Genomic DNA, 23,721 nt, shown 5'->3' on the forward strand with positions numbered 1-23,721 from the left:
ATGTTCGCCTCGCGCCCCTCAGGCGCGGGTGAAGCGGCGGCCCGCGACCGGGCTCAGCGCCTCGTCGATCGCGTCGGCGTCGGCCTTGGCCTTCTCGAGCTCGAGGGCGGCGAGGCGCTCCGGCGTCATCGCCGTCGCGTCCTCTTCCTCGGCCAGCCAGGCGGCGGCCTCCGCGGCGGCGGCCGCGTCGCGCGTGACAGTCTTGCCGGAGGCGTAGTACTTGTCGATCTCGGCGAAGAGCTCGTCGACGAGGTTCTCGGTCCGGACCTTCTTGATCGGCTCGCCCTTCGAGTAGATCATGCCCATGTCCTTGGCGCCCGTGATGCCGAAGTCGGCGTGGCGGGCCTCGCCGATGCCGTTGACGGCGCAGCCGAGGACCGAGACCTCGATCGGGTCGTCGTAGGCCTCGAGGCGGCGCTCGACCTCGGCGACGACGGAGTCCATGTCGAACTGGAGGCGGCCGCAGGTCGGGCAGGCGATCAGGACCGGGCCGCGCTCGCGCAGCTTCAGGGCCTTGAGGATCTCCCAGGCGACCTTGACCTCTTCCTCGGCGTGGAACGTCGACAGCGAGATCCGGATGGTGTCGCCGATGCCGTCGGCGAGCAGCGTGCCCAGGCCGACGGCGCTCTTGAGCGAGCCGGACCACTTGGTGCCGGCCTCGGTGATGCCGAGGTGCAGCGGGTAGTCGATCCGCTCGCTGAGCAGGCGGTTCGCCGCGATCGTGTTCGGGACGCTCGTGGACTTGATCGAGACCTTGAAGTCCTCGAAGCGCAGGCGCTCCATCAGGTCGACGAACTCGGTGGCGGCCGTGACGAGCGCCTCGACCGGGTTGGTCATCTCGAGCTCGTGCAGGTGCTTGGGCAGCGAGCCGGAGTTGACGCCGATGCGCATCGGCACACCCGCGGCCTTGGCGCGGTCGGCGACCTCGGCGACCTTCTCGGGCCCGCCGATGTTGCCCGGGTTGATGCGGATGCAGTGGGCGCCCGCGTCGATCGCCTTCAGGGCCAGCGTGTGGTTGAAGTGGATGTCGGCGATGATCGGGATCGGCGACTCGCGCACGATCGTCTTGAGCGCCTCGACGTCCTTCTCGCGCGGGACGGCGCACCGCACGATGTCCGCGCCCGCGTCGGCGACGCGGCGGATCTGGTCCATCGTGGCCTGCAGGTTGGCCGTTTCGGTCTTGGTCATGGTCTGGACCGCGACCGGGGCGCCCCCGCCGATCTGGACACCACCGACGGTCACTGAGCGCTTGGAAGCCATTGGACACCAGTCTAGAGGCGCACCCCTCGCTCAGGTGTAAATGACTTGAAGCCGAAAGGTTCCGTAGCTAATATTTCGGTATCGAATCTTTTGGAGTGAACCCGTGACCCTCGAACCCCACGTCAAGCGGATAGCGATCGCCGTCGTCCTCGGCTCGATCATGTCCGTCCTTTCTACGACCATCGTCAACGTCGCGCTGGAGACGCTGTCGGTGAAGCTCGACTCGCCGCTGGACGACGTCCAGTGGGTCGTCACCAGCTACATGCTCGCGCTCGCGGCGGTCATCCCGGTGTCCGGCTGGGCCGTCAACCGCTTCGGCGCGCGCCGTCTCTACGTCCTCAGCCTCATCCTCTTCACCGCCGGCAGCGCGCTCTGCGGGTTCGCCTGGAACCTGGAGACGCTGATCGGCGCCCGCGTGCTGCAGGGCCTCGCCGGTGGCCTGCTCGTCCCGATCGGCCAGATGGTCCTCGTCCGTGCCGCGGGCCCGGGCAACATGGCGCGCGTGATGAGCGCGATCGGCGTGCCGATCATCCTCGCCCCCGTCTTCGGCCCCACGCTCGGTGGCCTGCTCGTCGAGCACATCAGCTGGCAGGCGATCTTCTTCGTCAACGTGCCGGTCGGCATCGTCGCCGCGGTCGCCGCGCTTCGCCTCCTGCCGCGTGACGAGATCGCCGGTGCCGGCGAGAAGCTCGACGCCATCGGCCTCGCCCTCGTCGCCACCGGCCTGGTCGGCATCACCTACGGCCTCGCCGAGAGCGGCACGACCGGCTCGATGACCGCCGCCGCCGTCCTCGTTCCCGCCCTCACCGGCGTCGCGCTCGTCGCCACGTTCGTCGTCCGCGCGCTGCACATCCCCAACCCGCTGCTCGACGTCCGCCTGTACGCCAACAAGGCGTTCGCCTCGGCCTCGGTCACCACGTTCGCCCTCGGCGCCGTGCTGTTCGGCGGCATGGTCCTGATGCCGCTGTACTTCCAGCTCGTCCGTGGAGAGGACGCGGTCACCACCGGCCTGCTGCTGATGCCGCAGGGCATCGGCGCCGCGCTGGCGATGGCGCTGTCCGGCCGCGTCACCGAGCGCCTGGGAGGCGGTCTCACCAGCGTCCTCGGCGCGAGCGTCATGATCGTCGCCACGCTGCCGTTCGTGCTGATCGACGAAGCCACGCCGCTCACCCTGCTCGCCGCCGCGATGGTCGTGCGCGGGTTCGGCATCGGCATGTCGATGATGCCGGCCATGACCGCCGCTTACGCGACGCTCGAGCCCGAGGCGATCAAGGACGCGACGCCGCAGCTGAACGTCCTCCAGCGCGTCGGTGGGTCGATCGGCACCGCCATCCTCACCGTCGTGCTGCAGAAGGGATTCACGTCGAGCGCGCCCGCGGTGATGGCCGGCAGCTTCGCCCACACGTTCGGGTGGGTGATCGGCATCGGCGCCGTCGCGCTGCTGCCGACGATCATGCTGGCCGTGATCGAGCGCCGCCGCGTGACCGAGCGCGAGCCGGAGCTGGTGCTGGCATGACCGACGAGGTCCGCGCCGCGATGAGCGAGCTGCTCGCCGCCGAGCGCCGGCTGCGTGGCCGCGACCCGCACCGCCCCGGCGACCTGTCGGCCACGCAGGTGCGCGCGCTCTTCCAGCTCGAACGCGGCGAGGCGTGCACCGCGGGCGAGCTGGCCAAGCGCGCGGACCTCTCCCCCGCGTCGATGACCGCGATGCTCGACCAGCTCGAGCAGGGCGGGATCGTCGAACGCCACCGCAGCGAGAAGGACCGCCGGCAGGTGATCGTCTCCCTCACCGACGCGGGCCACGAGATCCTCGCGGCGCGACGCGCCCACATCGAGGCGCGCACGCGGGAGGTCCTCAGCGTCTACAGCGACCACGAGCTGGAAGCGGCATCGAAGGTGATGCGCTCGCTCGCCGGGTTGCTGGACGGCTTCGGGAGGTAGGGACAACCCCCGCTCAGGATGGGGGTCTCCACGCAGTGTGCCGCGCGTTCGGCGCGGCACACTGGAGTACTCCGGCCGACCACGGCGATACCGCGTGGTCGGCCGCTGACTTTCTCTTCGGGCTAGGACAGGCGGAAGGTGGACACGAGCTGCTCGAGCTCGGCCGCCGTGCCCGCCAGGTCCTGCGCCGACGCGGCGATCTCCTGCGTCGAGGCGCTGGTCTGCTGCGTCGAGGCGGAGACCTGCTCGCTCGAGGCGCTCGCCGACTCGGCGACCGTGGCCACGCCGACGACGTCGTCGGCGATCTGGTTCGCGTCCAGCGACAGGGCCTCGACGGCGCCCGCGATGTCCGCGGCGCGCGCCGTGACCTCGTCGACGGCCGCGCCGATGGCCTCGAACGCCGCGCGGGCGCGCTCGACCGTCTGCGTGCCACCCTCGGTGCGCTCGGCCGTGTCGGCCACCATCGCGACGACGTCGGTCGTCTCGCGCTGGATCTCGCTGATGAGGCCCGCGATCTCGCCGGCCGCGGACTGCGACTCCTCGGCGAGCTTGCGGACTTCCTCGGCCACGACGGCGAAGCCGCGGCCCTGCTCGCCGGCGCGAGCGGCCTCGATCGCGGCGTTGAGCGCGAGCAGGTTGGTCTGCTCGGCCAGGCCGGTGATCGTGGTCACGATGCCGCCGATCTTCTCGGACTTGGCGGCCAGCGTCTCGATCGCGCCGGTCACGCCGGACGCGGACTCCGCGAGGCCGCTCATCGCGGCGGACGCCTCACCGGCGGCCACGAGGCCCTCGGTCGCCATGCCCTTGGCCTTCTCGGCCTCGCCGGCGGCCTCCTGGGCGCGCTCGGCGCTGTCCCGGGCGGTGCCCGCGACGCGCTCGGCGGCCTCACGGACGGCCTCGACCTTCTGGACCTGGATGTTCGTGCCCTCGGCGACCTCGCCGATGGCGACCGCGATCTCCTGGATCGCGCGACCGGCCTCGTCGGAGGTGCCGGCCATCTGCTTGGAGGCGTCGCTGACGCCGTTGGCGGTGCTGTGGACACGGCCGACGATGCCGCGGAGGTCGTCGACGAGGCGGTTGAACGCCTTGCCGAGCACGTCCTTGTCGGAGCGCTCCTCGACGTGCACCGTGAGGTCGCCGTCGGCGACGGCCTCGGCGGCGACGGCCTTCTCACGCAGGTACTCGACCGTGCTCTCGAAGGACGTGGCCAGCTGGCCGATCTCGTCGCTGGTCGTGACGTCGATCTGGACGTCCACCTCGCCCTTGGCGACGCGCTCGGCGGCCTCGGTGACGGTGCGGATCGGCTTGGTGAGCAGGTTCGAGACGAACAGGATCACCAGGCTGATGAGGATCAGCGCGACGATGCCGACGATGAACAGCGTGTTCTGCAGGCTCTTGACCGGCGCGAGGACCTCGGACTTCGGGACGGCGGTCAGGAAGCTCCAGCCCGCGGCGTCGATCTTGTTCCAGCTGAGGACGATCTCCTTGCCCGTGAAGGGGTCCTTGGTCTCGAGCTGGCCGTCCTTGCCGGCGGCGATCGAGTCCGCGACCTGCTTGAGCTCCGGGTTCTCCGTGGTCTCGGCGAGCTGGGCGAGGCTGACCTTGCCGGTCTTGGACTTGTCCGGGCTGGCGAGCAGCACGCCCTTGCCGGAGACGAGGTACGCGTAACCGGTGTCGTAGACCTTGATGTCCCCGAGCGCCTTGTCGATCGCGGTGAGCGTGCTCGCGGTGCCCGCGTAGCCGACGATCTTGCCACCACGCGTGACGGGAGCCTGGTAGGTCACGTACATCGCGCCCTCGTACTCCATCGGCTCCTGCGCGCCCGGCTTCGGGTCCTTCACGTACGCCTGCGCGCCCGCGAGGCCGTCCTTGCTGGCGGTGACGGCGATCTTGCCGCCTTCCACGAGCGCGGCGCTCGGCTGGAAGGAGCCGTCGGCGGCGGTGCCGGGATCTCCCTTGTGGGCCGCGTCGGCGTTGAAGCTGTTCGGCAGCGTGCCGCCGTAGACCGCGACGACGCTCTGCGCGTTCGCGGTCATGAGCGCGGACAGGCCGGCGGTGGCGTCGGCGCGATCGTTGCTCGTGGACAAGATCATGCCGGCGGTGTTGGCGATGCCGAGCACGTTGGCGACGCCGGTGTCGATCTTCGAGGCCTCGACGGCGGTGCGCTGGTTGAGCTCCGAGTAGGAGGACTCCTTCTGCGCGCCACCGGCCTTCGAGATGGCGATGAACGTCACCGCGGCCAGCGCGACGATGACAGGAACGAGGATCAGTGCCAGCATCTTGCTGCGCAGTGATCGGAGCTTGGGCATGGGTGGCGGTCTCTCCTTGAGGTTGCCTTGATCTGAACTTGACCTCAGGAATCGGACCGACACGTCCAGGCTTGAGCCGTCTTTATGAGTACATGGCTTCGATTTCTCCCGCGTATTTCTGGAAGATCGGCGCCCTTTTGAGCTTCATCGTCGGTGTCAGCTCGTCTCCGCCGGGCACCCAATCGCCGTTCAGCACGGTGAAGCGCTTGATCTGCTCGGGCCGTGAGAGCGTCGCGTTGGCGGCCTCCACGGCCTCGGCGACGACGCGGGAGGCGTCCCCGACGGTGGCGGCGTAATCCGGATCGAGCACGAGCAGCGCGACGTTGTACGGGCGCCCGTCCCCGACGACGCAGGCTTGGCCGATCAGGGGAGACGCGCCCTTGAGCGCCGCCTCGATGTTCGCCGGCGACATGTTCTTGCCCGCCGCGTTGATGATCAGCTCCTTCTTGCGATCGACGATCGTGACGTAGCCGTCCTCGTCGATCGTCGCGACGTCGCCGGTGTGCAGCCAGCCGTCGTCGTCCAGCGCCTCCGCCGTCTTGTCGGGCAGGTTGCGGTAGCCGACCATCACCACCGCCGAGCGCGCGAGCAGCTCGCCGTCCTCGGCCAGCTTGAGCTCCACGCCCGGCGACGGCAGGCCGACCGTGCCGATCTTGATCCGCTCCTCCGGGTTGGACGCGCCCGCGCCGCACGTCTCGCTCATGCCCCAGATCTCGGCGAGCGGGACCCCGATCGCGTGGAAGAAGACGAGCACCTCGCGCGGCGTCGGCGCCGCGCCCACGTTGACCAGCTTCGCCTCGTCGAGCCCGATCGCCGCGCGCAGCGGCGCGAACAGCTGCTCCTCCCCCAGCTCGACCGCGCTCTCGAGCGCGTCCGGCACCGGGCGGCCGGCCTGGCGCAGCTCGACGACCTGCTTCGCGGCGCCGAGCACCGTCTGCGCCTGCTGGTTGTCGGCCAGCTTGGCCTCGATCCCGGCCTTGAGCTTCTCCCACACGCGCGGGACGGCGAAGAACCAGGTCGGCTTGACCGCCGGCAGCCACTCGCCGATCCGGCGCGGGTCGGGGCAGGTCGTGATCGTCATCCCGTAGACGATCGGGAGGTAGTGGTGCGCGGTGCGCTCGGCGACGTGCGCGCTGGGCAGCCACGAGATCACGCGTGAGCCGTCCGGGAAGCCGACCCGCCGCTCGACCGCGTCGACCGCCGCCATCTCGTTGCGGTGCGAGAGCTGGACGCCTTTCGGCGGGCCGGTCGTGCCCGACGTGTAGATGATCGTGAGGATGTCGTCGGGCGCGACGGCGCGCCAGTCAGGTTCGAAGCCCTCGACCGAGTGCGCCTCGATCTCCTCGACCGTGAGCACGTGCTCGACGAGCGGGCGCATCACGTCGGCGAACGGCGCCTCGACCACGGCGACCTTCGCGCCCGCGTCGCCCACCACGTACGCGATCTGGTCCGGTGCGGACGTGAGGTAGATCGAGAACGGCGTCGCGCCGAGCATCGTGGTCGCGAGGTCGGCGACGATGAACTCAGGCCGGTTGCAGATCATCAGCGCGACGGTGTCGCCGCGCCCGACGCCCAGGCGCTGCAACCCGCCGGCGAACGCGTCCACGCGCGCCTGCAGCTCGCTCCACGTCCAGGCGATCTCGTCGTCCTTCGTGCGGACCGCGATGCGGTCCGCGTCGTCCTCGACCGTGAGGCGGAACGCCTCGGCGATCGTGGACGCGTGCACTGAGCGTCTCTCCCCCATGGGACGACGCTACCGAATGCCGAAGCCGCCGTTCTGCAGTCGGTCGATGTCGTTGCTGAGGCCGATCACGAACAGCATCAGCACGAGCGCGAAGCCGACGAACCCGGCGCGCTCCATGACGCTGAACGGGATCGCCTTGCCACGGACCTTCTCGGCCAGCGCCCAGAAGATGTGCCCGCCGTCGAGCGGCAGGAACGGGAACAGGTTGATCACGCCGAGGCTCAGGGAGATGAGCGCGAGCACGTAGAACGTGAGGACCGCGTCGTTCTCCTTGATCGTCTGGCGCGTCTGCTCGTAGCCGCCGACGACGCTCCCGAGCTCCTCGCGCTTCTCGGCCTTGAAGATCTGGGCGATGTGGCTGACCGTCGTGGAGGTCACGACCCACATCTGGTCGACGGCGACGCCGGCGGAGTCGAACAGGCCGACGTCCTGGCGGCTGGCCTCCTGGTCGTAGCCGAACCCGAAGCGGTTGCGCTTGGTCTCGGGGTCGTAGAACGTGTTGCCGGTGATCGTCACCTCGCGGCCGCCGCGGTCGACGGTGAACGACACGGCGCCACGGTCCTTGTGCGAGTTCACGCCCTTGGTGACCGCGCTGATCTGGTCCTGGTAGCTGCCCGTGAGGCGCTTGCCGTCGACGGCGAGCACCTTGTCGCCCTCCTGCAGCTTGCCCTGCGCGGGCGTGCCGGCCTGGACGGCGCCCACCACGAGCGGCGGCTCGACCGGCCCGCGGGCCATGAAGACGCCGGCGAGGATGACGAACGCGAGCACGATGTTCACCAGCGGCCCGGCGCCGATCACGACGATCCGCTTCCACACCGGCTGGCGGTAGTAGGCGCGGTGCGCGTGCTCCGGCGGGATGTCCTCCGCCGGGTTCATGCCGGTGATCTTCACGTAGCCGCCGAGCGGGATCGAGCCGATCGCGTACTCGGTCTCGCCGCGCTTCTTGCGCGCGATCAGCGGCGGGAAGAACAGGCTGAAGCGCTCGACGCGCATGCCGACGGCCTTGGCCGCGAAGAAGTGGCCGGCCTCGTGCAGGATGATCAGCGCGGCGAAGCCGACGAACGCGAGCAGCCAGCTCATCTAGGCGTGCACCTGCTCGATCAGGTCGGCGGCGATCTCACGCGCCTCGGCGTCGGTCACGTACAGCGCCTCGAAGTCGTGCACGCGGCGCGAGCCGAGCTCGTCCAGGACGCCCTCGATCACCTGCGGGATGCCGACGAACGGCAGCCGGCCGTTGAGGAAGGCGTGGACGGCGACCTCGTTGGCGGCGTTGAGCGCGCACGGCGCGGTGCCGCCGGCGACGGCCGCCTCGCGCGCCAGCCGCAGGCACGGGAACGTCTCGAGGTCCGGTGCCTCGAAGTCCAGCCGGCCGAGCTCGATCAGGTCCAGCGGCTTGATCGGCAGATCCGCGCGGTCCGGGTGGTGGAGCGCGTAGCCGATGGCGACCCGCATGTCCGGATAGCCCATGTGCGCCTTGGTCGAGCCGTCGCACAGCTGGACCATGGCGTGGATGATCGACTGCGGGTGGACGACGACGTCGATCTTGTCGTACGGCGTCCCGAACAGGTGGTGGGCCTCCATCACCTCGAGGCCCTTGTTCATCAGGGTCGCGCTGTCGATCGTGATCTTGCCGCCCATCCGCCACGTCGGGTGGTTGAGCGCCTCCTCGACGGTGATGTGCTGCAGGTCCTTGCGGCCGCGGAACGGGCCGCCGGACGCGGTGATGATCAGCTTGTCGACCACCCCGGGCGGCTCCCCGGTGAGCAGGTGGTGGATGGCGGTGTGCTCAGAGTCGATCGGGATCAGCCGGGCGCCGGTGGCCTCGGCGAGCGCGGTCACGAGCTCGCCGCCGACGACGAGCGACTCCTTGTTGGCGAGCGCGACGTCCATCCCCTCGGTGAGGGCGACGATCGTCGGGCCCAGGCCGGCCGAGCCGACGATGCTGTTGAGCACGAGGTCGGCGCCGGACTCCGCGACGAGCTGGACGAGGCCCTCCGGACCCGACAGCACTTCGCCGCCGGTCCAGTTCTCGGCGGCGCGCGCGGCCGCGTCGGCGTCGGTCAGCGCGATCCGCTTGACGCCGCGCTCGATCGCCTGCTGGACGAGCGGGAGGTGGTTGCTGCCGGCGCTCAGGCCGACGATCTCGAACTGCTCGGGGGCGCGCTTGACGACGTCGAGCGCCTGGGTGCCGATGGATCCCGTGGAACCCAGGATGAGAAGCCGCTTCACGGTGCCTCAGTGTGGCAGGGGCGAGATGTGGGCCGGATAAGGTTCGCGCATGCCTGGACCGATCGTGTTCCTGCACGGGGTGATGGTCGACGGAACCCTGTGGGATGACGTCGTGGCGCGGCTCCCGGACCGCGAGTGCGTCGTCCTGGAGCTGCCGCTCGGGTCGCACACGACGCCGGTGCCCGATCGCGCGCAGCAGACGCCCGCGGGCGTGGCCGCGTGGATCGTCGGCGAGCTGGAGCGGCGCGACCTGCGCGACGTGACGCTGGTCGGCTGCGACACGGGCGGCACGCTCGCGCAGCTGGTGGTGGCGCGCGACGCCACGCGCGTGTCGAAGCTGGTGCTGACGCCGTGCGACGCGCTGGAGGTGTTCCCGCCGGCGCTGTTCAAGCCGCTGTTCCGGTTGGGACGCGTGCCGTTGCTCATGCGCGCGTTCCTGGAGCCGCTGCGGTTCAGCCCCGCCCGCCGGCTGCCGATCGCGTTCGGGTGGCTGACCAAGCGCGTGGACGCGGCACGCCTCGCCCGCTGGGGGACGCCGGCGCTCCGCGACTTCGAGGTCCTGCGCGACGCCGCCCATTTCGCGGCGGCGTGCTCGCCGTCGATCACGCTGGATGTGGCGCCCAAGCTGCGGGCCTTCGGGGGTGAGGTCGTGATCGTCTGGCCACCCGAGGACCGCTGCTTCCCGATCGAGCTCGGCCACCGGCTCGCGGCGCTGTTCGCCGACGCGCGCGTGGTCGAGGTCGAGGACTCGTACTCGTTCGTGCCGGTCGATCGGCCCGACGTGCTCGCCTCCGTCCTATGAGCGCGCACTGGGAGGAGCAGGCGGCGAACTGGATCGCGTGGGCGCGCACGCCCGGCCACGACGTCTACTGGTCCTATCGCGACGCGTTCTTCGAGCTGGTGCCGCCGCCCGGCGGGGGCGCGCTGGAAGTGGGCTGCGGTGAGGGCCGCGTGTGCCGGGACCTCGCCGCGCGCGGTTGGGACGTGACGGGCATCGACGCCTCCTTGCCGCTGCTGGAGGCCGCGCGGGCCGCCGATCGCGGTGGCCGGTACCTGCTCGCGGACGCGTCGGCGCTGCCGTTCGAGGACGGCGAGTTCGACCTCGTGGTCGCCTACAACTCGCTGATGGACATGGAGGACATGCCCGGCGCGGTTCGCGAGGCCGAGCGCGTGCTCGCCCCGGGCGGCGCCTTCTGCATCACGATCACGCACCCCATAGCCGACGTCGGGCGGCTGGCCGACGACGGACGCTCGTTCGTCATCGACAAACCGTACGTACAACCGGGACTGTACGATGGGACGTTCGCCCGGGCGGGCCTGACGATGCACTTCAAAGGCTGGACACGGCCGCTGGAGGCCTACGTTCGCGCGCTCGAGGCCGCCGGCTTCGTGATCGCGGCGCTGCGCGAGCCGGCGTCGCCGGTGGAGCCCGCTCGCACCGTCCCGATGTTCCTCATGCTCCGAGCGGTTCGCGGCGCCGGCTAGCGGGAGTCCTGGCCTCCAGGGCCATGACTCTCAGCCCAACGAGCCCGCAGAGCGAGGCGGGGCCGGCCATTCGATCTCCCGCCTGACGGCCTGCGCGTCGTCGCCCAGCAGGTACAGCGCCATGTCGATGCCCGAGGTGACGCCGCCCGCGGTGACGATGTCGCCGGCGTCGACGTAGCGCTCGTCCTCGGCGACGTCGGCACCGGCGGCGCGCAAGTCCTCGATCGCGGTGTGGTGCGTGATCGCGCGACGGCCCGCCAGCAGACCCGCTTCGGCCAGCAGCATCGCGCCCGTGCACACGGAGGCGATCCGGCGCCCGGCCGCGTGGCGCTCGACGAGCTTGGCGCCGATCACGCCGCGCTTGGCCTCGCGGTAGGCGCCGCCGCGATCGTTCCAGCCGCCGCCGGGGATGACGAGCAGGTCGGGGTCGCCGAGCACGCCGTGCGGGACGACGGTCGTGCCGTGCGAGGAGGTGACGCGACCCGCCGGCTCGACCGTGACGTAGCGGACGTCACGGCCGGCCGTGCGGAAGACCTCGAACGGGCCGAACGCGTCCAGGTCGTCGAAGCCGTCGAACAGCAGGATCTCGATCGTCATGCCGACGATCGTCGCCGGAGCGCGGGGTCCGGCGCGAGTGGCAGGAATGCCAATGTCCGGTACGATCCGGCCAATGCTCCATGAGGTGGCCGTGCTGGCGCTGGAGGCGGTGGTCCCGCTCGACCTGGCGATCCCCGCGCAGGTGTTCGGCAACTACGAGGAGGTCCCCTACCGCGTGACCGTGTGCGCGGCGACGCCGACCGTGCGCACGACGGCGGGGTTCACGGTCATCGGCGAGGCGGGGCTGGAGGCGCTCGCGCGCGCGGACACGGTGATCGTCCCGGGCTTCTCGCCGCACCTGCGCGCGCTCGAGCCGTCCGTGCTGGACGCGCTGCGCTCCGCGCCTGGGCGGATGGTCTCGATCTGCACCGGCGCCTTCGCCCTCGCCGCCGCCGGCCGGCTGGACGGCCGGCGTGCGACGACGCACTGGCGCGACGCCGCTGACCTCGCCGCCCGCCATCCACGCGTCGAGGTGGAGCCCGACGTGCTCTACATCGACGACGGCGACGTGCTGACGTCCGCCGGCGTCGCCGCGGGACTGGACCTGTGCCTGCACATCCTGCGCCGCGACCACGGCGCGGCGCTGGCGGCGTCGATCGCGCGCCGGATCGTCGTGCCGCCGCACCGTGACGGCGGGCAGGCGCAGTACGTCGAGCAGCCCGTGCCCAAGCACCCGGGCGGGTCGCTCGCGAGCACGCGCGCCTGGGCGCTCGGTCGGCTGCACGAGCCCCTGACCGTCCGCGCGCTCGCCGCCCACGCGCATGTGTCCGAGCGCACGTTCGCGCGGCGCTTCCACGCCGAGACCGGCACGTCCGTGCTGAGCTGGCTGCTGGCGCGGCGCGTCGACGCCGCCCGCTCGGCGCTGGAGACGACGTCCGCCTCGATCGACGACATCGCCGCCGAATGCGGGTTCGGCACCGCCGCGAACCTGCGCAAGCACTTCCGCCGGCACGTCCACGTCACCCCGACGGCGTACCGCCGCGCGTTCAGCCGCGCGACAGCGGCCTGATGATCCAGACGGTGACGAGCAGCAGCCCGATCGCGCCCGGCCCGGCGATCACGATCCAGCTCTCGTACAGGAACGACGTGACCATCGTCAGCGCCAGGATCAGCGCCACGCCCAGGCAGGCGAGGCCGGCGATCAGGTACTTGTTCGCCGACTCGATCACGAACGTGCGGTCACGTTGGTGGAAGCGCAGCCGGTGTGTGGCCGACGGCGCGATCAGGAAGACGACGGACGCCGCCGTGCACAGCAGCGCCGCGTAGAACACCGTCTTCTCGAACGCGGTGACCTGCTCGAAGCGGTTCGCGAACGGCACGGTGAGCAGGAACGCCAGGAGGAACTGCACCCCCGGCAGCGCGACCCGGAGCTCGTTGAGGAGCTCCATCATCTGGCGGTCGCGCTTCTCCTCCTCGTTCATGCCAAGAGCAGCCACACGTAGTAGCCGGCGACCAGCGCGAACAGCGCGGCGTCCACGCGGTCCAGCGCGCCGCCGTGGGCCCCGAACAGGGTCCCGGTGTCCTTGGTACCCATGTCGCGCTTGATCAGCGACTCGAACAGGTCACCGATCGGTGCGGCGATCACCACGGTGAGGCCGAGCAGGAGGCCGTCGACGCCCGAGATCCAGCCGTCGTCGGAGTAGGTGCGCGACCAGTACCAGACGATCAGCGTGCCGATCACGACGCCGAACAGCAGGCCCTCGACCGTCTTGTTGGGCGAGATCGCCGGCGCGAGCTTGCGGCGCCCGAACGCGCGCCCGCCGAAGTAGGCGAACGTGTCCCCCACGAACGTGCCGAGCAGGATCATCACGACGAGCGCGCCGCCGTGGTCGAGCCCGCGCAGCATGGCGGCGTGCGCGACGCCGAGCCCGATCCAGACGATGATCAGCAGCGTCGCGGAGATCGACGCGGTCACGCGCTCGCGCTGCGGCATCGCGACGGCCAGCGCGAACGTCACCGGCACCGTCGCGGCCAGCGCGAGCAGCACCTGGCGCTCATCGCCCGCGGTGCCGGCGACGACCAGCCCGAGCACGCCGAGCATCGCCGCGAGCCGCACCGGCCGCGCGCGCTCGAGCATCACCGACAGCTCGTGCACGCAGATCACGGCCAGCAGGCCGATGCCCGCGGCGAACACCCACCCGCCCTGCCAGATGATCAGGACGGCGAACGCCACCGCGGGGATCGCCACCAACACCCGGTTGATGACGTCGGACACGCCTCAGCGCCCCCCGAAGCGGCGCACGCGCGCCTCGTAGGAGGCGAGCGCCTCTTCGAAGTCCTCGCGCGAGAAGTCCGGCCACAGCACGTCGGTGAAGTGCAGCTCCGAGTACGCGGCCTGCCACAGCAGGTAGTTGGAGATGCGCTGCTCGCCGGACGTGCGGATCAGCAGGTCCGGGTCGTGCATCTCCGGCGCGTACAGCAGCTTGCGGAACTCCTCCTCGCCGCCGCCCGTGTACTGCGCCGCGGCGTCGAGGATCTCCGAGCGCCCGCCGTAGTTGAAGGCCACGAAGAGCGTGATCCGCGTGTTGGCCGCGGTCTTCTCCTCCGCCCACTGCATCTGCTCGAGCAGCTCCGGCAGCACGCCCTCGCGGCGGCCGACGAAGCGCATCTTCACGCCCTCCTCGTGCAGCTCGGGCGTCTCGTCGATGATGCGCGCGCTGAACAGCGCCATCAGCGCGTCGACCTCGTCCTGCGGGCGGTTCCAGTTCTCCGTCGAGAAGGAGTACAGGGTCAGCTCGCGCACGCCGAGGTCGACGGCGTCGCGCAGGCGCGCCTTCACCGTGTCGGCGCCTGCCTTATGGCCTTCAGCGATCGGGACGCCGTGCTGGTGAGCCCACCGCCCGTTGCCATCCATGATGATGGCGACGTAGGTGGCGCTCACACCTCAGTGATCTCGGCTTCCTTGGCCTTGAGGGCCGCGTCCAGCTCGGCGACCTTCTCGTTGGTCAGCTTCTGGAGCGCGTCCTCGGCCCGGTGCTCGTCGTCCGCCCCGGCTTCGCCGGCGTCCTTGAGCTCCTTGAGGTCGTGCATGACGTCGCGCCGGATGTTGCGCAGCGCGACCTTGCCTTCCTCGGTCAGGCCGCGAACGACCTTCACGAGCTGCTTGCGGCGCTCCTCGGTCAGCTCCGGGAGCTGCAGGCGGATGATCTGGCCGTCGTTGTTCGGCGTGAGGCCGAGGTCCGACTCCAGGATCGACCGCTCGATCGCCTTCAAGGAGCTCTTGTCGTACGGCTGCACGGTGATGAGCCGTGCCTCGGGAGCGTTGACCGTCGCCATCTGCTTGAGCGGCGTCATCGTCCCGTAGTACTCCACGTTGATGCGGTCCAGCAGCGAGGCGTTCGCCCGGCCGGCACGCACCGACTGGAATTTCTGGCGCGTCGCATCCACGGACTTGTCCATGTGCTCGCGCGCGTCTGCAAGTAGTTCGTCGATCACGTGGTCACCAGCGTCCCAACTCGGTCGCCGGAGATTATCCGGTTGATGTTCGAGTCGTCGGCCATGTCGAAGACACGGATGTTGAGCTTGTTCTCCATGCAGAGGGCGAACGCCGTCTGGTCCATCACCCGCAGGTCGCGCTGGAGCGCTTCCTTGGCGGTGATCTCCGCGATGAACTCGGCGTCCGGGTCCTTGCGGGGGTCCGCCGTGTAGATGCCGTCGACGCCGTTCTTGGCCATCAGCAGGATCTCGGCGTGCATCTCCACCGCGCGCAGGGCGGCGGCGGTGTCCGAGCTGAAGAACGGGTTGCCGGTGCCGGCGGCGAAGATCACGACGCGCTTCTTCTCGAGATGGCGCATCGCGCGACGGCGGATGTAGGGCTCGGCGACCTCGGAGATCGTGATCGCCGACTGCACGCGCGTGTGCACGCCGCGCTTCTCCAGGGCGTCCTGGAGCGTGAGGGCGTTGAGCACGATCGCCAGCATGCCCATGTAGTCGCCCGTGGCGCGGTCCATGCCATCGGCCGCGGCCGAGAGGCCGCGGAAGATGTTGCCCGCGCCGAGGACGATGCCGATCTCCACCCCACGGTCGTGGACCTCTTTGACCTGGTCGGCGATCCGTCCGACGGTGCCGGGGTCCGTCCCGTAGTCGAGCGGGCCCATGAGGGCCTCGCCCGACAACTTGATCAGGACCCGGTTGAAGACCGGCTCAGCCACTTAGGCGCCGACCGCGAAGCGGGCGAAGCGCTTGATCACGATGTTCTCGCCGGCCGTGCCGGAGAGGTTCGCGCGAAGCTCCTCGATCGTCTTGCCGTCGTACTTGTCCGTGTTGACGTGCGGCTGGTTGAGCAGCACGTTGTCGTTCATCCACGCCTTGAGCTTGCCCTCGGCGATCTTCGGGCGGATGTGCTCGGGCTTGTCGGCGGCCTGCTGCTCGAACACGCGCAGCTCGGCTTCCTTGGCCTCGGCGGGGATCTCGTCCTCGGAGACGTAGAGCGGCGCGGCGGCGGCGATGTGCAGCGCCACGTCACGCGCGAAGCTCTGGAAGTCGTCGTTGCGGGCGACGAAGTCCGTGTTGCAGTCGATCTCCACGAGAACGCCGACCTTGCCGTTCGAGTGGATGTAGGAGGCGACGGTGCCCTCGGTGGCCTCGCGGTCGCCGACCTTGAGGGCCTTGTCGCCGAGGCGGACGCGCAGGAGCTCGACGGCCTGGTCGAGGTCGCCCCCGGTCTCCGTCAGCGCCTTCTTGCACTCCATCATGCCCGCGCCCGTCCGGTCGCGGAGCTCCTTGACCTGCTTGGCGGAAATGGTGGGAGCGGTCACTTCTCTTCCTTCGGCTCGTCAGTGGACTCGGCGGGAGCGGCGGCCTCGACGTCGGCCGGGGCCGCGGCAGCGGCTTCCTCGGCGACGGCGCTCGGGCCCGGCTCCGGGGCGGCGGCCTTCGGCTTGGCCTTGGCCTTGGCGGCCTTCTGCTTCGCCTCGGCGGCGGGCGCCTCGGCGGCCTCGGCGGCCGGCGAAGCGGCCCCCTTCTCGGTCTCGGCGCCCGTGGGGTTCTCGACCTGCTCGGCGCTGCTCGGGCCGGGGGTGCCGGCGGCGGCGACGGCGGGCTCGGTGGCGGCCTGCTCGGCGGCGGCAGCCTCCTTGTCGGCGGTGCCGGCGGCGGCCTTCGGCGCGGCCTTGACGGCGGCGGCGACGTTCGCCTCGGCGACGTCACGCGGCTCACCGGCGGCCTGCGTGAGGGCGGCCTCGGCCTCGGCGCGCTTGGCGGCCTCGGCGGCGGCCTTCTCCTCTTCCTCGCGGCGGGCGCGCTCCTCGGCCTCGCGCTGCTGCTGAGCGGCGGCCTCGGCGCGCGCGGCCTCCTCCTCGGAGCGGAAGCGGGCGCGGCCCTGCTGGACCACGTCGCCGATCGCCTGCGTGATGATGTTGCAGGCGCGGATCGCGTCGTCGTTGCCCGGGATCACGTAGTCGATGCCGTCGGGGTCGGCGTTCGTGTCGACCAGGCCGATGATCGGGATGCGCAGGCGCTGGGCCTCGCGCACGGCGATCGCCTCGGTCTTGAGGTCGATGACGAACATGGCGTCGGGGACGCGCGTCATGTTCTTGACGCCGCCCAGGTTCGCCTGAAGCTTCTCGAGGTCGGCCTCGGCCGCGAGGCGCTCACGCGTCGGCAGCAGCTGCAGCTGGCCCTCGGAGGCGTAGCGCTCGAGGTCGTGCAGGCGCTTGATGCGCGCGGACATCGTCTGGTAGTTCGTGAGCAGGCCGCCGAGCCAACGGTGGTTGACGTACGGCATGTTCGACGCGGTGGCGATCTCCTTGATGCCGTCGCGCGCCTGCTTCTTGGTGCCGACGAACAGCACCGTGCCGCCGCGGTGGGCGATCTCGGTCGCGAAGCGCTGCGCCTGCTCGAGCAGGGCCTGCGTCTTCAGCAGGTCGATCAGGTAGATGCCGCCACGCTCACCGTGGATGAAGCGGCGCATCTTGGGGTTCCAGCGGCGGGTCTGGTGACCGAAGTGGACACCGGCTTCCAGCAGCTCCTTCAGGCCGACTTCGGCCATGGAGTATCTCCTTGTTACGAGTGATCAGATTCCCGGGCAACGAGGAGACGCGAACCCGGCGCAATCGGTACGCCGGGCAGGAATCGCGCCCTCGAGATACGCGCTCATCTGGAGCTGCGCAGCCCGGGGTCGGGAACGTGTGGCGAAGAGTTTAGAAAAGTTTTCGCGGACGCCTGCGTTAGGACTGAAGACGAGCGGGCCGGGGTTCCCCTACGCCGAATGGTCTGCTCGTTCTCCTGACGCCTGCCGGAGGGCCCTGACCAGGTCCTCCGGCAGTGGCGCCCGCAACTCCATGGGCGCCCCCGTCTCGGGGTGCTTGAACGCGAGGCGGTGCGCGTGCAGGAACTGCCGGGAGAGCCCGTGCCGGCCGGCGTGGCCGTACTCCGGGTCGCCGGCGACGGGATGCCCGATCGCGAGCAGGTGCGCGCGGATCTGGTGCGTGCGGCCCGTCTCGAGCGTGACCCGCAGCAGCGTGTCGTCGGGCAGCGCCTGCTCGGTCTCGAAGTGGGTGATCGCGTCGTGCGGGTCGTCCGTGTCGGTGGACATCTTCGTCCGCACGCGGCGGTCGCGGCCCAGCGGCGCGTCGATCGTGCCGCGCTTGGCCGACGGGCGCCCTTCGACGAGCGCGAGGTACTCGCGGGTGACGTCGCGGCGGCGGAGGGCCTCCTGCAACGCGAACAGCGTCTCCTCGTCGCGGGCGAGCACCAGCAGGCCGGACGTGTCGCGGTCCAGCCGGTGGACGACACCCGGGCGATCCGGGTCGGTCCCGCCCGCCACGCGGCCCGCGAGCGCCTGCACGAGCGTGCCCTCGCGGTTGCCGACGCCCGGGTGGACGACGACGCCGGCCGGCTTGTTGACGACGATCAGCCGCTCGTCCTCGTAGGCGATCTCGAACTGCGCCGGCGGCACGTCGACCTTCGGGCCTTCGGGCGCGGCCTCGACCTCGATGGTCTCGCCGCCCTGCAGCGTGAAGCGCTTCTGCTTGGGCTTGCCGTCGACGCGGACGAGCCCGGCGTCGATCAGCTTCTGCGCCTTGGCGCGCGAGCCGACGCTGCCCGCCAGGAAGACGTCGAGCCGCTCACCGGCGGCGCTGTCCGGAACCTCGATCATTTGGACGCTTTCTCGAGTACGAAGACCAGCACGACCACGCCGAGCGTGACGGCGATGTCCGCGACGTTGAACGCGGGCCAGTGCGGGATCTTGATGAAGTCGGTGACCCACCCGAGCCGGATCCGGTCGATCAGGTTGCCGACCGCGCCGCCGAGCAGCATCCCGGTCGGCAGCCACACCAGCCGCGTCTTGAGGTGGGTGAAGAAGAACGCGAGCAACGCCGCGAGCGCGACGCAGGCGATGACCACGACGAGCGCGCCACCGCCCGAGAACATGCTGAAAGCCACGCCCGTGTTGCGGGTGTGGACGAGCTTGAGGCCCAGGACGAGGTCGACCTGCTCGAAGCGGTCGATGTTCGCGACGACGATCGCCTTCGTCACCTGGTCGAGCGCGACGACGCCCGCCGCGACCAGCGCGGCCCGTCCGACCGTGCGGCCGGCGGTCATCCGCGGATCAGCGCGACCAGCAGGCGGCCGCCGATCGTCAGCACGAGGATCGCGACGATCGGGCTGAAGTCGATCGGGCCGAACTGCAGGCCCAGGCGCCGGAAGATCCGCAGATACGGGTTGGTGACGTCGCGCAGGAAGTCCAGGACGGCGTTGAGCGGGCGCGAGTACGGCACGCGCACGCCGAACGTGAACACCCACGAGACGATGATCGAGGCGAAGATGATCAGCGTGTAGACGAAGATCAATGCCGCCAAGAAGTCCGCGATCTCCTCGCGCAACGTCAGCCTCCCACCACGTCGTCCATTGCTTGGGCCAGGGCCGCGCGCACACCGCCGCGCTCCAGCGCCGCCAGCCCGCGCGCGGTCGAGCCACCGGGTGAGGTGACCCCGCGGCGCAGCGCGAGCGTGTCGGTCTGGGTCAGAAGTGCGGCGGTGCCGGCCATGGTCTCGGTCACCAGTGTGGCGGCTTGGGCCGCCGGGATGCCGTGACGGATCGCCGCGTCCGTGTAGGCCTCGACGAACAGCGCCCAGTACGCGGGCCCGACGCCGGTCACCGCGCCGGCGACGTCGAGCAGCCGCTCGGGCACCTCGACGACGCTGCCGACACGCTCGAACAGATCCTTGACGAGCTGCGCCTCGGGCCGGTCGGAGGCGGCGAGCACGCTCACGCCGCGACGCACCGCGGTCGGCGTGTTCGGCTCCACCCGGATCACCGGCGAGCGCGGGTACACGGCTTCGATCTCGGCGACCGTCGCGCGGCCGAGGATCGACACCACGAGCTTGTCGGTCGTGATGCCCTCGGCCACGGCCTCGAGCTGGTACGGCTTGTGCGCGAGGATCACGACGTCGGCGCGCTCGAAGACCTGCTCGTTGGTCAGCGCCTCGCCGCCGAGCTCGTCGACGAGCTGCTGGGCGCGGCCGGAGCCGGAGTCGCTGGCGTAGACGGGCTTGCCCCAGCCACGTGCCAGGGCGCTCGCCATGTTCCCTGCCCCGATAAAGCCGATTCTCATCGGCCGGGCAGTCTACGACTGGTTGAAGAAGCCCTTCTCGATCAGCGCCGCGCGCTCTTCCGCCGAGACCTCGACGTTGCGCGGCGTGAGCAGGAAGACCTTGTCCGCGATGCGCTGCATGCCCCCGTCCAGGGCGTACGTGAGCCCGGACGCGAAGTCGATCAGGCGCTTCGAGAGGTCGGCCTCGGAGCTCTGCAGGTTGATGATCACGGGGATCGAGTCCTTGAACTTGTCGGCGACGTCCTGCGCGTCGTTGAAGGACTTCGGGACGACGAGATGCACGCGGACCTCCCCACGGCCGTTGGCGGCCCGTGACGCGGTCCCTCCCACGGTACGCAGCTGGGTCGTGCGTCGCTCGGACGGCGAGTCATCGCCGAAGATGTCGTCGATCTCGTCGCGGCGGCGACGCGACTGCAGGCGGCGGACGTTCGGACGTTCCTCGTAGCGGCTCGCGATCTCACGTTCGGGCTCGCGCTCACGCTCCCGCTCACGGGGCGTGTACTCGGGTTCGTCGTCGTCGTAGTACTCGCGATCCTCGGCGAGGCCGAAGTACACGAGGACTTTGCGGAAAGAGTTGCTCACGGGATCGACTGACGGTTCGCGGCAGGGACGGGTTTCCCTGCAAACATCCTAGGTGTACAGGGTCGTGCCGATGCGCACAATCGTTGCACCCTCGGCTGCAGCGACCGCGAAGTCCTGGCTCGTGCCCATGCTCAGGTGCTCGAGCCCGTGCTCGTCCGCAAGCGCCCTCAGGCGCGCGAAGTGCGGCCGGCTCGCCTCCGGATCGGACGCGAACGGCGGCATCGTCATCAGGCCGACGACCTTCACCGGCGACTGCTCCAGGTAGCGCGGCAGCTCCTCGGGCGCGATGCCGGCCTTGTCGGCCTCGCCGGCCACGTTGACCTCGAGGAGGATCTCGGTCTCCGGCGCCGCGTGCTTGGCCAGCTGGCTCAGCGCGGACTCGCTCGCCACCGAGTGGATCAGCGTCGCGTACGGAAGGATCTGCTTGACCTTGCGGCTCTGCAGCTGGCCGATGAAGTGCCAGCGGAAGTCCGGGAACCGGCTCGCCTTGTCCTCGAGCTCCTGCGCGCGGTTCTCGCCCAGCAGCGTGAGCCCGGCGTCCCTGAGCGTCCCGACTTCGTCCAGCGGCACGTACTTGACCGCCGCGAGGATCTCGACCTCGTCGGGGTTGCGACCCGCGTCCGCGATCTCGTTGCGAATCCGATCGAGGTTGGCGCGGATGCGGTCGGCGTCGAGGCCGGTGAACTGGCGCGGCATGGAAGCTGACAGCGTAGTGCCGCGACTCAGAGCTTCGCGAGCGCCTACCGGGCGTCTCGCCGCGCCTGGCGGCCGCCGACGATCCCGCACGTACCACCAGTATGCGCTGAATCGCCGACGACCCCCAGCCACGACGATCGGGCCCGCTATGCACGCGCGAAGCTCCGACTCGCAACACTGGGCCCGTGTCGGAGCCCGCGCCCGCCGCCCTTCGGGGCGGCCAGGTCTACGTCGCGCTGTTGCGCCGTCCCGGTGCCCGCGTGCTCTCGTTGGCGTGCACGCTCGGCTGGCTCGGGTTCGCCGCGACCGGGCTGGCGATCGTGCTGCTCGTCGAGGCGGAGTCGGGCTCGTTCGCCCGCGCCGGCCTGGCGGTCGGCCTGTTCTCGGCGGGCGCTGGGCTGTTCGCGCCGCTGCGCGGGCGCCTCGTCGACCGCGTCGGCGCGCCCGCGCTGGTGGCCTTCGCGGCGTCCCAGTGCGCGCTGCTGCTCGTCGTCGTGTGGACGGCGAGCCCGCTCGTGGCCGGCCTGGCGGGAGCGGTCGCGCCGCCGCTGATCGCGACGGCGCGCACGGTCTGGCCGCGCGTGGCCGGCCCAGAGCTCACCCGCGCCGGCCACGGCCTGAACGCGCTGCTGGGCGACATCGGCACGGTGCTCGGACCGGCGCTGGCCGGCGGGCTGGTCGCGCTCGCCGGCCCGCAGGTGGCGCTGGCGGCGTTCGCCTGCGGCCCGCTGGCCGGGGCGCTGCTCGTCGCCCGGCATCCGGCGTTGCCGCCGCGGGAGCGCACGCCACGCCGCGCGCCGACCGCCGCCGCCTCGCCCGCCCCCGCGGTCGCCCACCGGCGTGGTTCGCCGTTCTCCCCCGGCCTGGTGACGCTCCTCGTCGCGGAGCTCGCCCTCGGCGTGTCGGCCGGGGCGATCGACGTCGCGGCTCCGGCGCTGGCGGGCGGCGCGCCCGGGCTCTCCGCGCTCGCGCTCTCGGCGATGGCCGTGGGCAGCATCTTCGGCTCGCTGTGGGGCGGGCAGTCGACGATCGCCGCGGACCGGCGTTTCGTCGCCGGCGTGGTCGGCATGGCCGTCGCGCTCGCGGGCTGCGCGTTCGTCACGTCCTCCTACGCGCTCGCGGCGGTGCTGCTGCTCGCCGGCGTCGGCTACGGGGTGTTCAACGTCGGCGTGTTCGAGCTGCTCGACGTCGTGGTCCCGTCGCACCGGGCGGTCGAGGCGCTCACGTGGCTCACCACCGCCGGGAGCCTCGGCATGGCCGCGGGCGCCGCCGCCGCCGGGCAGCTCGCGCACGAGTCACCGCGCTCGGCGCTGGTCCTCGTGGCGGTGGCGACGGCGCCCGGGGCGGTCATCGCCCTCGGACGCCGGCGCACGCTCACGACAGCGCGGCGCTGAGCTGGGCCGCACGGTCGGGCGCGCGGCCCTCGAGCATGGCGACCGTCGCCTTCTCCAGCCCCGCACCGATCTGCGCGCCGGTGAGGCCACGCTCGATCAGGTCCCGGCCGCCGATCGCCAGCCGCTTCTGGCTGAGCTCGTCCCGATAGCGTCGCGCGCCCTCGTCGCCGGCCGCGATGAGCAGGTCGATGGTCTCCGGCCGCTCGCGGCGCAAGAGCCGCCACAGGTCGGCGTCCGGCACGTCGGTACGGGTATGGAGCTTGAGCGCAGCGGTGATGTCGGGGGCGTCCGAGAGCGCGCCGTACTCCCCCAGGAGGTGCGGCGCCTCGGCCAGCAGCAGCCGGACCTCGCGGTTGATGCGATCCTGGCTGACGGTCTTGAGCAGGTCGAGGTCGAACCGCGCGGCAGTGCGCGGATCCGGCGTGAAGCCCAAGCGGGCCGCGTACCGGACCATGCGCAGCATGCGCGTGGGGTCGTCGACGAACGAGCGGTCGTGCAGGATGCGCAGGACACCGCCGCGCAGGTCGTCGAGGGCGCCCGGGAACGCGACCTCGCGCCCGTCGAGTGCGCGGGCGATGGCGTTGATCGTGAAGTCGCGGCGGGCGAGGTCCTGCTCGATGCTCGCGCCGAGCGTGACCGTCGGGAGCGCGCCGGGATGCGCGTACGTCTCGGTGCGCGCGGACGTCAGGTCGAAGCTGCCGGAGCCCGTGCGGATCGTCGCGGTGCCGAAGCGCTCGTGGACGGTCAGCGCGCCACCGAGGCGCTCCGCGGCGCGCCGGGCGACCGCGATCGCGTCGCCCTCGACCACGAAGTCGTACTCCTTCGGCGTGCGGCCCAGGAGCTCGTCCCGGACGGCTCCGCCGACCAGGTAGACGTGCGGCTCGTCTCTCAGCGCCTCGAACGCGTCCATGCCCCACATGTTCCGTT

At 70.9% G+C, this 23,721-nt stretch carries 26 protein-coding genes; 6 read left to right on the forward strand and 20 right to left on the reverse strand.

Annotated features, from left to right (window positions below; translation table 11 throughout):
• Window positions 1-18: 18 nt before the first annotated feature.
• Entirely contained in the window at window positions 19-1,260 is a 1,242-nt protein-coding gene (gene ispG, locus C8N24_RS28010; protein WP_121256378.1) for a flavodoxin-dependent (E)-4-hydroxy-3-methylbut-2-enyl-diphosphate synthase, read from the reverse strand.
• A 103-nt stretch (window positions 1,261-1,363) separates the two neighbouring features.
• Between ispG and C8N24_RS28015 the strand changes: the two genes are divergently transcribed.
• Both C8N24_RS28015 and C8N24_RS28020 read left to right on the forward strand, forming a co-directional pair.
• Window positions 1,364-2,776 (forward strand): DHA2 family efflux MFS transporter permease subunit, encoded by a 1,413-nt coding sequence (locus C8N24_RS28015; RefSeq protein ID WP_245971991.1) that lies wholly within the window; start codon window positions 1,364-1,366, stop codon window positions 2,774-2,776.
• A complete protein-coding gene (locus C8N24_RS28020) occupies window positions 2,773-3,201 on the forward strand; it encodes a MarR family transcriptional regulator (protein WP_121256380.1) in 429 nt (142 codons plus the stop codon). Before C8N24_RS28015 ends, C8N24_RS28020 begins: the two co-directional genes overlap by 4 nt.
• Before the next feature lie 122 nt (window positions 3,202-3,323).
• On the opposite strand, the gene C8N24_RS28025 is transcribed toward C8N24_RS28020, so the two are convergent.
• The 4 genes from C8N24_RS28025 to dxr form a co-directional block, all read right to left on the reverse strand.
• Window positions 3,324-5,510 carry a methyl-accepting chemotaxis protein gene (locus C8N24_RS28025; protein ID WP_121256382.1) on the reverse strand — a complete coding sequence of 729 codons (2,187 nt, stop codon included), beginning with the start codon at window positions 5,508-5,510 and terminating at the stop codon, window positions 3,324-3,326.
• A gap of 82 nt (window positions 5,511-5,592) precedes the next feature.
• A complete protein-coding gene (locus C8N24_RS28030) occupies window positions 5,593-7,254 on the reverse strand; it encodes an AMP-dependent synthetase/ligase (protein ID WP_121256384.1) in 1,662 nt (553 codons plus the stop codon).
• Between the two features lie 9 nt (window positions 7,255-7,263).
• A complete protein-coding gene (locus C8N24_RS28035; protein ID WP_121256386.1) occupies window positions 7,264-8,334 on the reverse strand; it encodes a M50 family metallopeptidase in 1,071 nt (356 codons plus the stop codon).
• A complete protein-coding gene (gene dxr / locus C8N24_RS28040) occupies window positions 8,335-9,483 on the reverse strand; it encodes a 1-deoxy-D-xylulose-5-phosphate reductoisomerase (protein ID WP_121256388.1) in 1,149 nt (382 codons plus the stop codon).
• Between the two features lie 49 nt (window positions 9,484-9,532).
• On the opposite strand from dxr, the gene C8N24_RS28045 reads away from it, so the two are divergent.
• Together C8N24_RS28045 and C8N24_RS28050 are read left to right on the forward strand one after the other, a co-directional pair.
• On the forward strand, window positions 9,533-10,285 hold the full coding sequence (locus C8N24_RS28045) for an alpha/beta fold hydrolase (protein ID WP_121256390.1): 753 nt from the start codon (window positions 9,533-9,535) through the stop codon (window positions 10,283-10,285).
• A complete protein-coding gene (locus tag C8N24_RS28050) occupies window positions 10,282-10,968 on the forward strand; it encodes a class I SAM-dependent methyltransferase (protein ID WP_121256392.1) in 687 nt (228 codons plus the stop codon). The genes C8N24_RS28045 and C8N24_RS28050 overlap by 4 nt, the downstream gene beginning before the upstream one ends.
• A gap of 30 nt (window positions 10,969-10,998) precedes the next feature.
• Here C8N24_RS28050 and C8N24_RS28055 read toward each other — a convergent pair whose 3' ends face one another.
• Window positions 10,999-11,565 (reverse strand): DJ-1/PfpI family protein, encoded by a 567-nt coding sequence (locus tag C8N24_RS28055; protein WP_121256394.1) that lies wholly within the window; start codon window positions 11,563-11,565, stop codon window positions 10,999-11,001.
• A gap of 73 nt (window positions 11,566-11,638) precedes the next feature.
• Between C8N24_RS28055 and C8N24_RS28060 the strand changes: the two genes are divergently transcribed.
• The gene (locus tag C8N24_RS28060) at window positions 11,639-12,574 is read left to right on the forward strand and encodes a GlxA family transcriptional regulator (RefSeq protein ID WP_121256396.1); all 936 of its coding nucleotides are present in this window, start codon (window positions 11,639-11,641) and stop codon (window positions 12,572-12,574) included.
• Here C8N24_RS28060 and C8N24_RS28065 read toward each other — a convergent pair.
• From C8N24_RS28065 to C8N24_RS28125, 13 genes are all read right to left on the reverse strand, one after another.
• The gene (locus C8N24_RS28065; RefSeq protein ID WP_121256398.1) at window positions 12,552-12,986 is read right to left on the reverse strand and encodes a DUF6328 family protein; all 435 of its coding nucleotides are present in this window, start codon (window positions 12,984-12,986) and stop codon (window positions 12,552-12,554) included. The genes C8N24_RS28060 and C8N24_RS28065 overlap by 23 nt on opposite strands.
• The gene (locus C8N24_RS28070) at window positions 12,983-13,780 is read right to left on the reverse strand and encodes a phosphatidate cytidylyltransferase (RefSeq protein WP_121256400.1); all 798 of its coding nucleotides are present in this window, start codon (window positions 13,778-13,780) and stop codon (window positions 12,983-12,985) included. Before C8N24_RS28070 ends, C8N24_RS28065 begins: the two co-directional genes overlap by 4 nt.
• A gap of 3 nt (window positions 13,781-13,783) precedes the next feature.
• Window positions 13,784-14,446: a polyprenyl diphosphate synthase gene (uppS, locus tag C8N24_RS28075; RefSeq protein WP_245971992.1), complete on the reverse strand. Its 663-nt coding sequence runs from the start codon at window positions 14,444-14,446 to the stop codon at window positions 13,784-13,786.
• Complete coding sequence (gene frr, locus C8N24_RS28080) at window positions 14,443-15,000, reverse strand: ribosome recycling factor (protein WP_121256403.1); 558 nt, start codon at window positions 14,998-15,000, stop codon at window positions 14,443-14,445. Before frr ends, uppS begins: the two co-directional genes overlap by 4 nt.
• Window positions 14,997-15,716 (reverse strand): UMP kinase, encoded by a 720-nt coding sequence (gene pyrH, locus C8N24_RS28085; protein ID WP_121256405.1) that lies wholly within the window; start codon window positions 15,714-15,716, stop codon window positions 14,997-14,999. The genes frr and pyrH overlap by 4 nt, the downstream gene beginning before the upstream one ends.
• The gene (tsf, locus tag C8N24_RS28090) at window positions 15,717-16,322 is read right to left on the reverse strand and encodes a translation elongation factor Ts (protein ID WP_245971993.1); all 606 of its coding nucleotides are present in this window, start codon (window positions 16,320-16,322) and stop codon (window positions 15,717-15,719) included.
• The gene (gene rpsB, locus C8N24_RS28095; RefSeq protein ID WP_121256407.1) at window positions 16,319-17,554 is read right to left on the reverse strand and encodes a 30S ribosomal protein S2; all 1,236 of its coding nucleotides are present in this window, start codon (window positions 17,552-17,554) and stop codon (window positions 16,319-16,321) included. Before rpsB ends, tsf begins: the two co-directional genes overlap by 4 nt.
• Before the next feature lie 210 nt (window positions 17,555-17,764).
• Window positions 17,765-18,664, reverse strand: a complete 900-nt coding sequence (locus tag C8N24_RS28100) for an RluA family pseudouridine synthase (protein ID WP_121256409.1) — start codon at window positions 18,662-18,664, stop codon at window positions 17,765-17,767.
• Complete coding sequence (gene lspA / locus C8N24_RS28105) at window positions 18,661-19,110, reverse strand: signal peptidase II (protein ID WP_121256411.1); 450 nt, start codon at window positions 19,108-19,110, stop codon at window positions 18,661-18,663. Before lspA ends, C8N24_RS28100 begins: the two co-directional genes overlap by 4 nt.
• Complete coding sequence (locus tag C8N24_RS28110) at window positions 19,107-19,391, reverse strand: YggT family protein (protein ID WP_245971994.1); 285 nt, start codon at window positions 19,389-19,391, stop codon at window positions 19,107-19,109. Before C8N24_RS28110 ends, lspA begins: the two co-directional genes overlap by 4 nt.
• A 2-nt stretch (window positions 19,392-19,393) precedes the next feature.
• Window positions 19,394-20,122 carry a pyrroline-5-carboxylate reductase gene (gene proC, locus C8N24_RS28115; RefSeq protein WP_121256415.1) on the reverse strand — a complete coding sequence of 243 codons (729 nt, stop codon included), beginning with the start codon at window positions 20,120-20,122 and terminating at the stop codon, window positions 19,394-19,396.
• Window positions 20,123-20,134: 12 nt separating this feature from the next.
• Window positions 20,135-20,704 (reverse strand): cell division protein SepF, encoded by a 570-nt coding sequence (locus C8N24_RS28120; RefSeq protein ID WP_121256417.1) that lies wholly within the window; start codon window positions 20,702-20,704, stop codon window positions 20,135-20,137.
• Between the two features lie 48 nt (window positions 20,705-20,752).
• Entirely contained in the window at window positions 20,753-21,400 is a 648-nt protein-coding gene (locus C8N24_RS28125; RefSeq protein ID WP_121256419.1) for a YggS family pyridoxal phosphate-dependent enzyme, read from the reverse strand.
• A 185-nt stretch (window positions 21,401-21,585) separates the two neighbouring features.
• On the opposite strand from C8N24_RS28125, the gene C8N24_RS28130 reads away from it, so the two are divergent.
• Window positions 21,586-22,794, forward strand: a complete 1,209-nt coding sequence (locus C8N24_RS28130; RefSeq protein WP_170179479.1) for an MFS transporter — start codon at window positions 21,586-21,588, stop codon at window positions 22,792-22,794.
• Here C8N24_RS28130 and C8N24_RS28135 read toward each other — a convergent pair.
• Complete coding sequence (locus C8N24_RS28135) at window positions 22,775-23,704, reverse strand: CCA tRNA nucleotidyltransferase (RefSeq protein ID WP_170179480.1); 930 nt, start codon at window positions 23,702-23,704, stop codon at window positions 22,775-22,777. The two genes, C8N24_RS28130 and C8N24_RS28135, sit on opposite strands and share 20 nt — an antisense overlap.
• Window positions 23,705-23,721 lie beyond the last annotated feature (17 nt).

Origin of the sequence: Solirubrobacter pauli (assembly GCF_003633755.1) — a bacterium.
Taxonomy (GTDB): Bacteria; Actinomycetota; Thermoleophilia; order Solirubrobacterales; family Solirubrobacteraceae; genus Solirubrobacter; species Solirubrobacter pauli.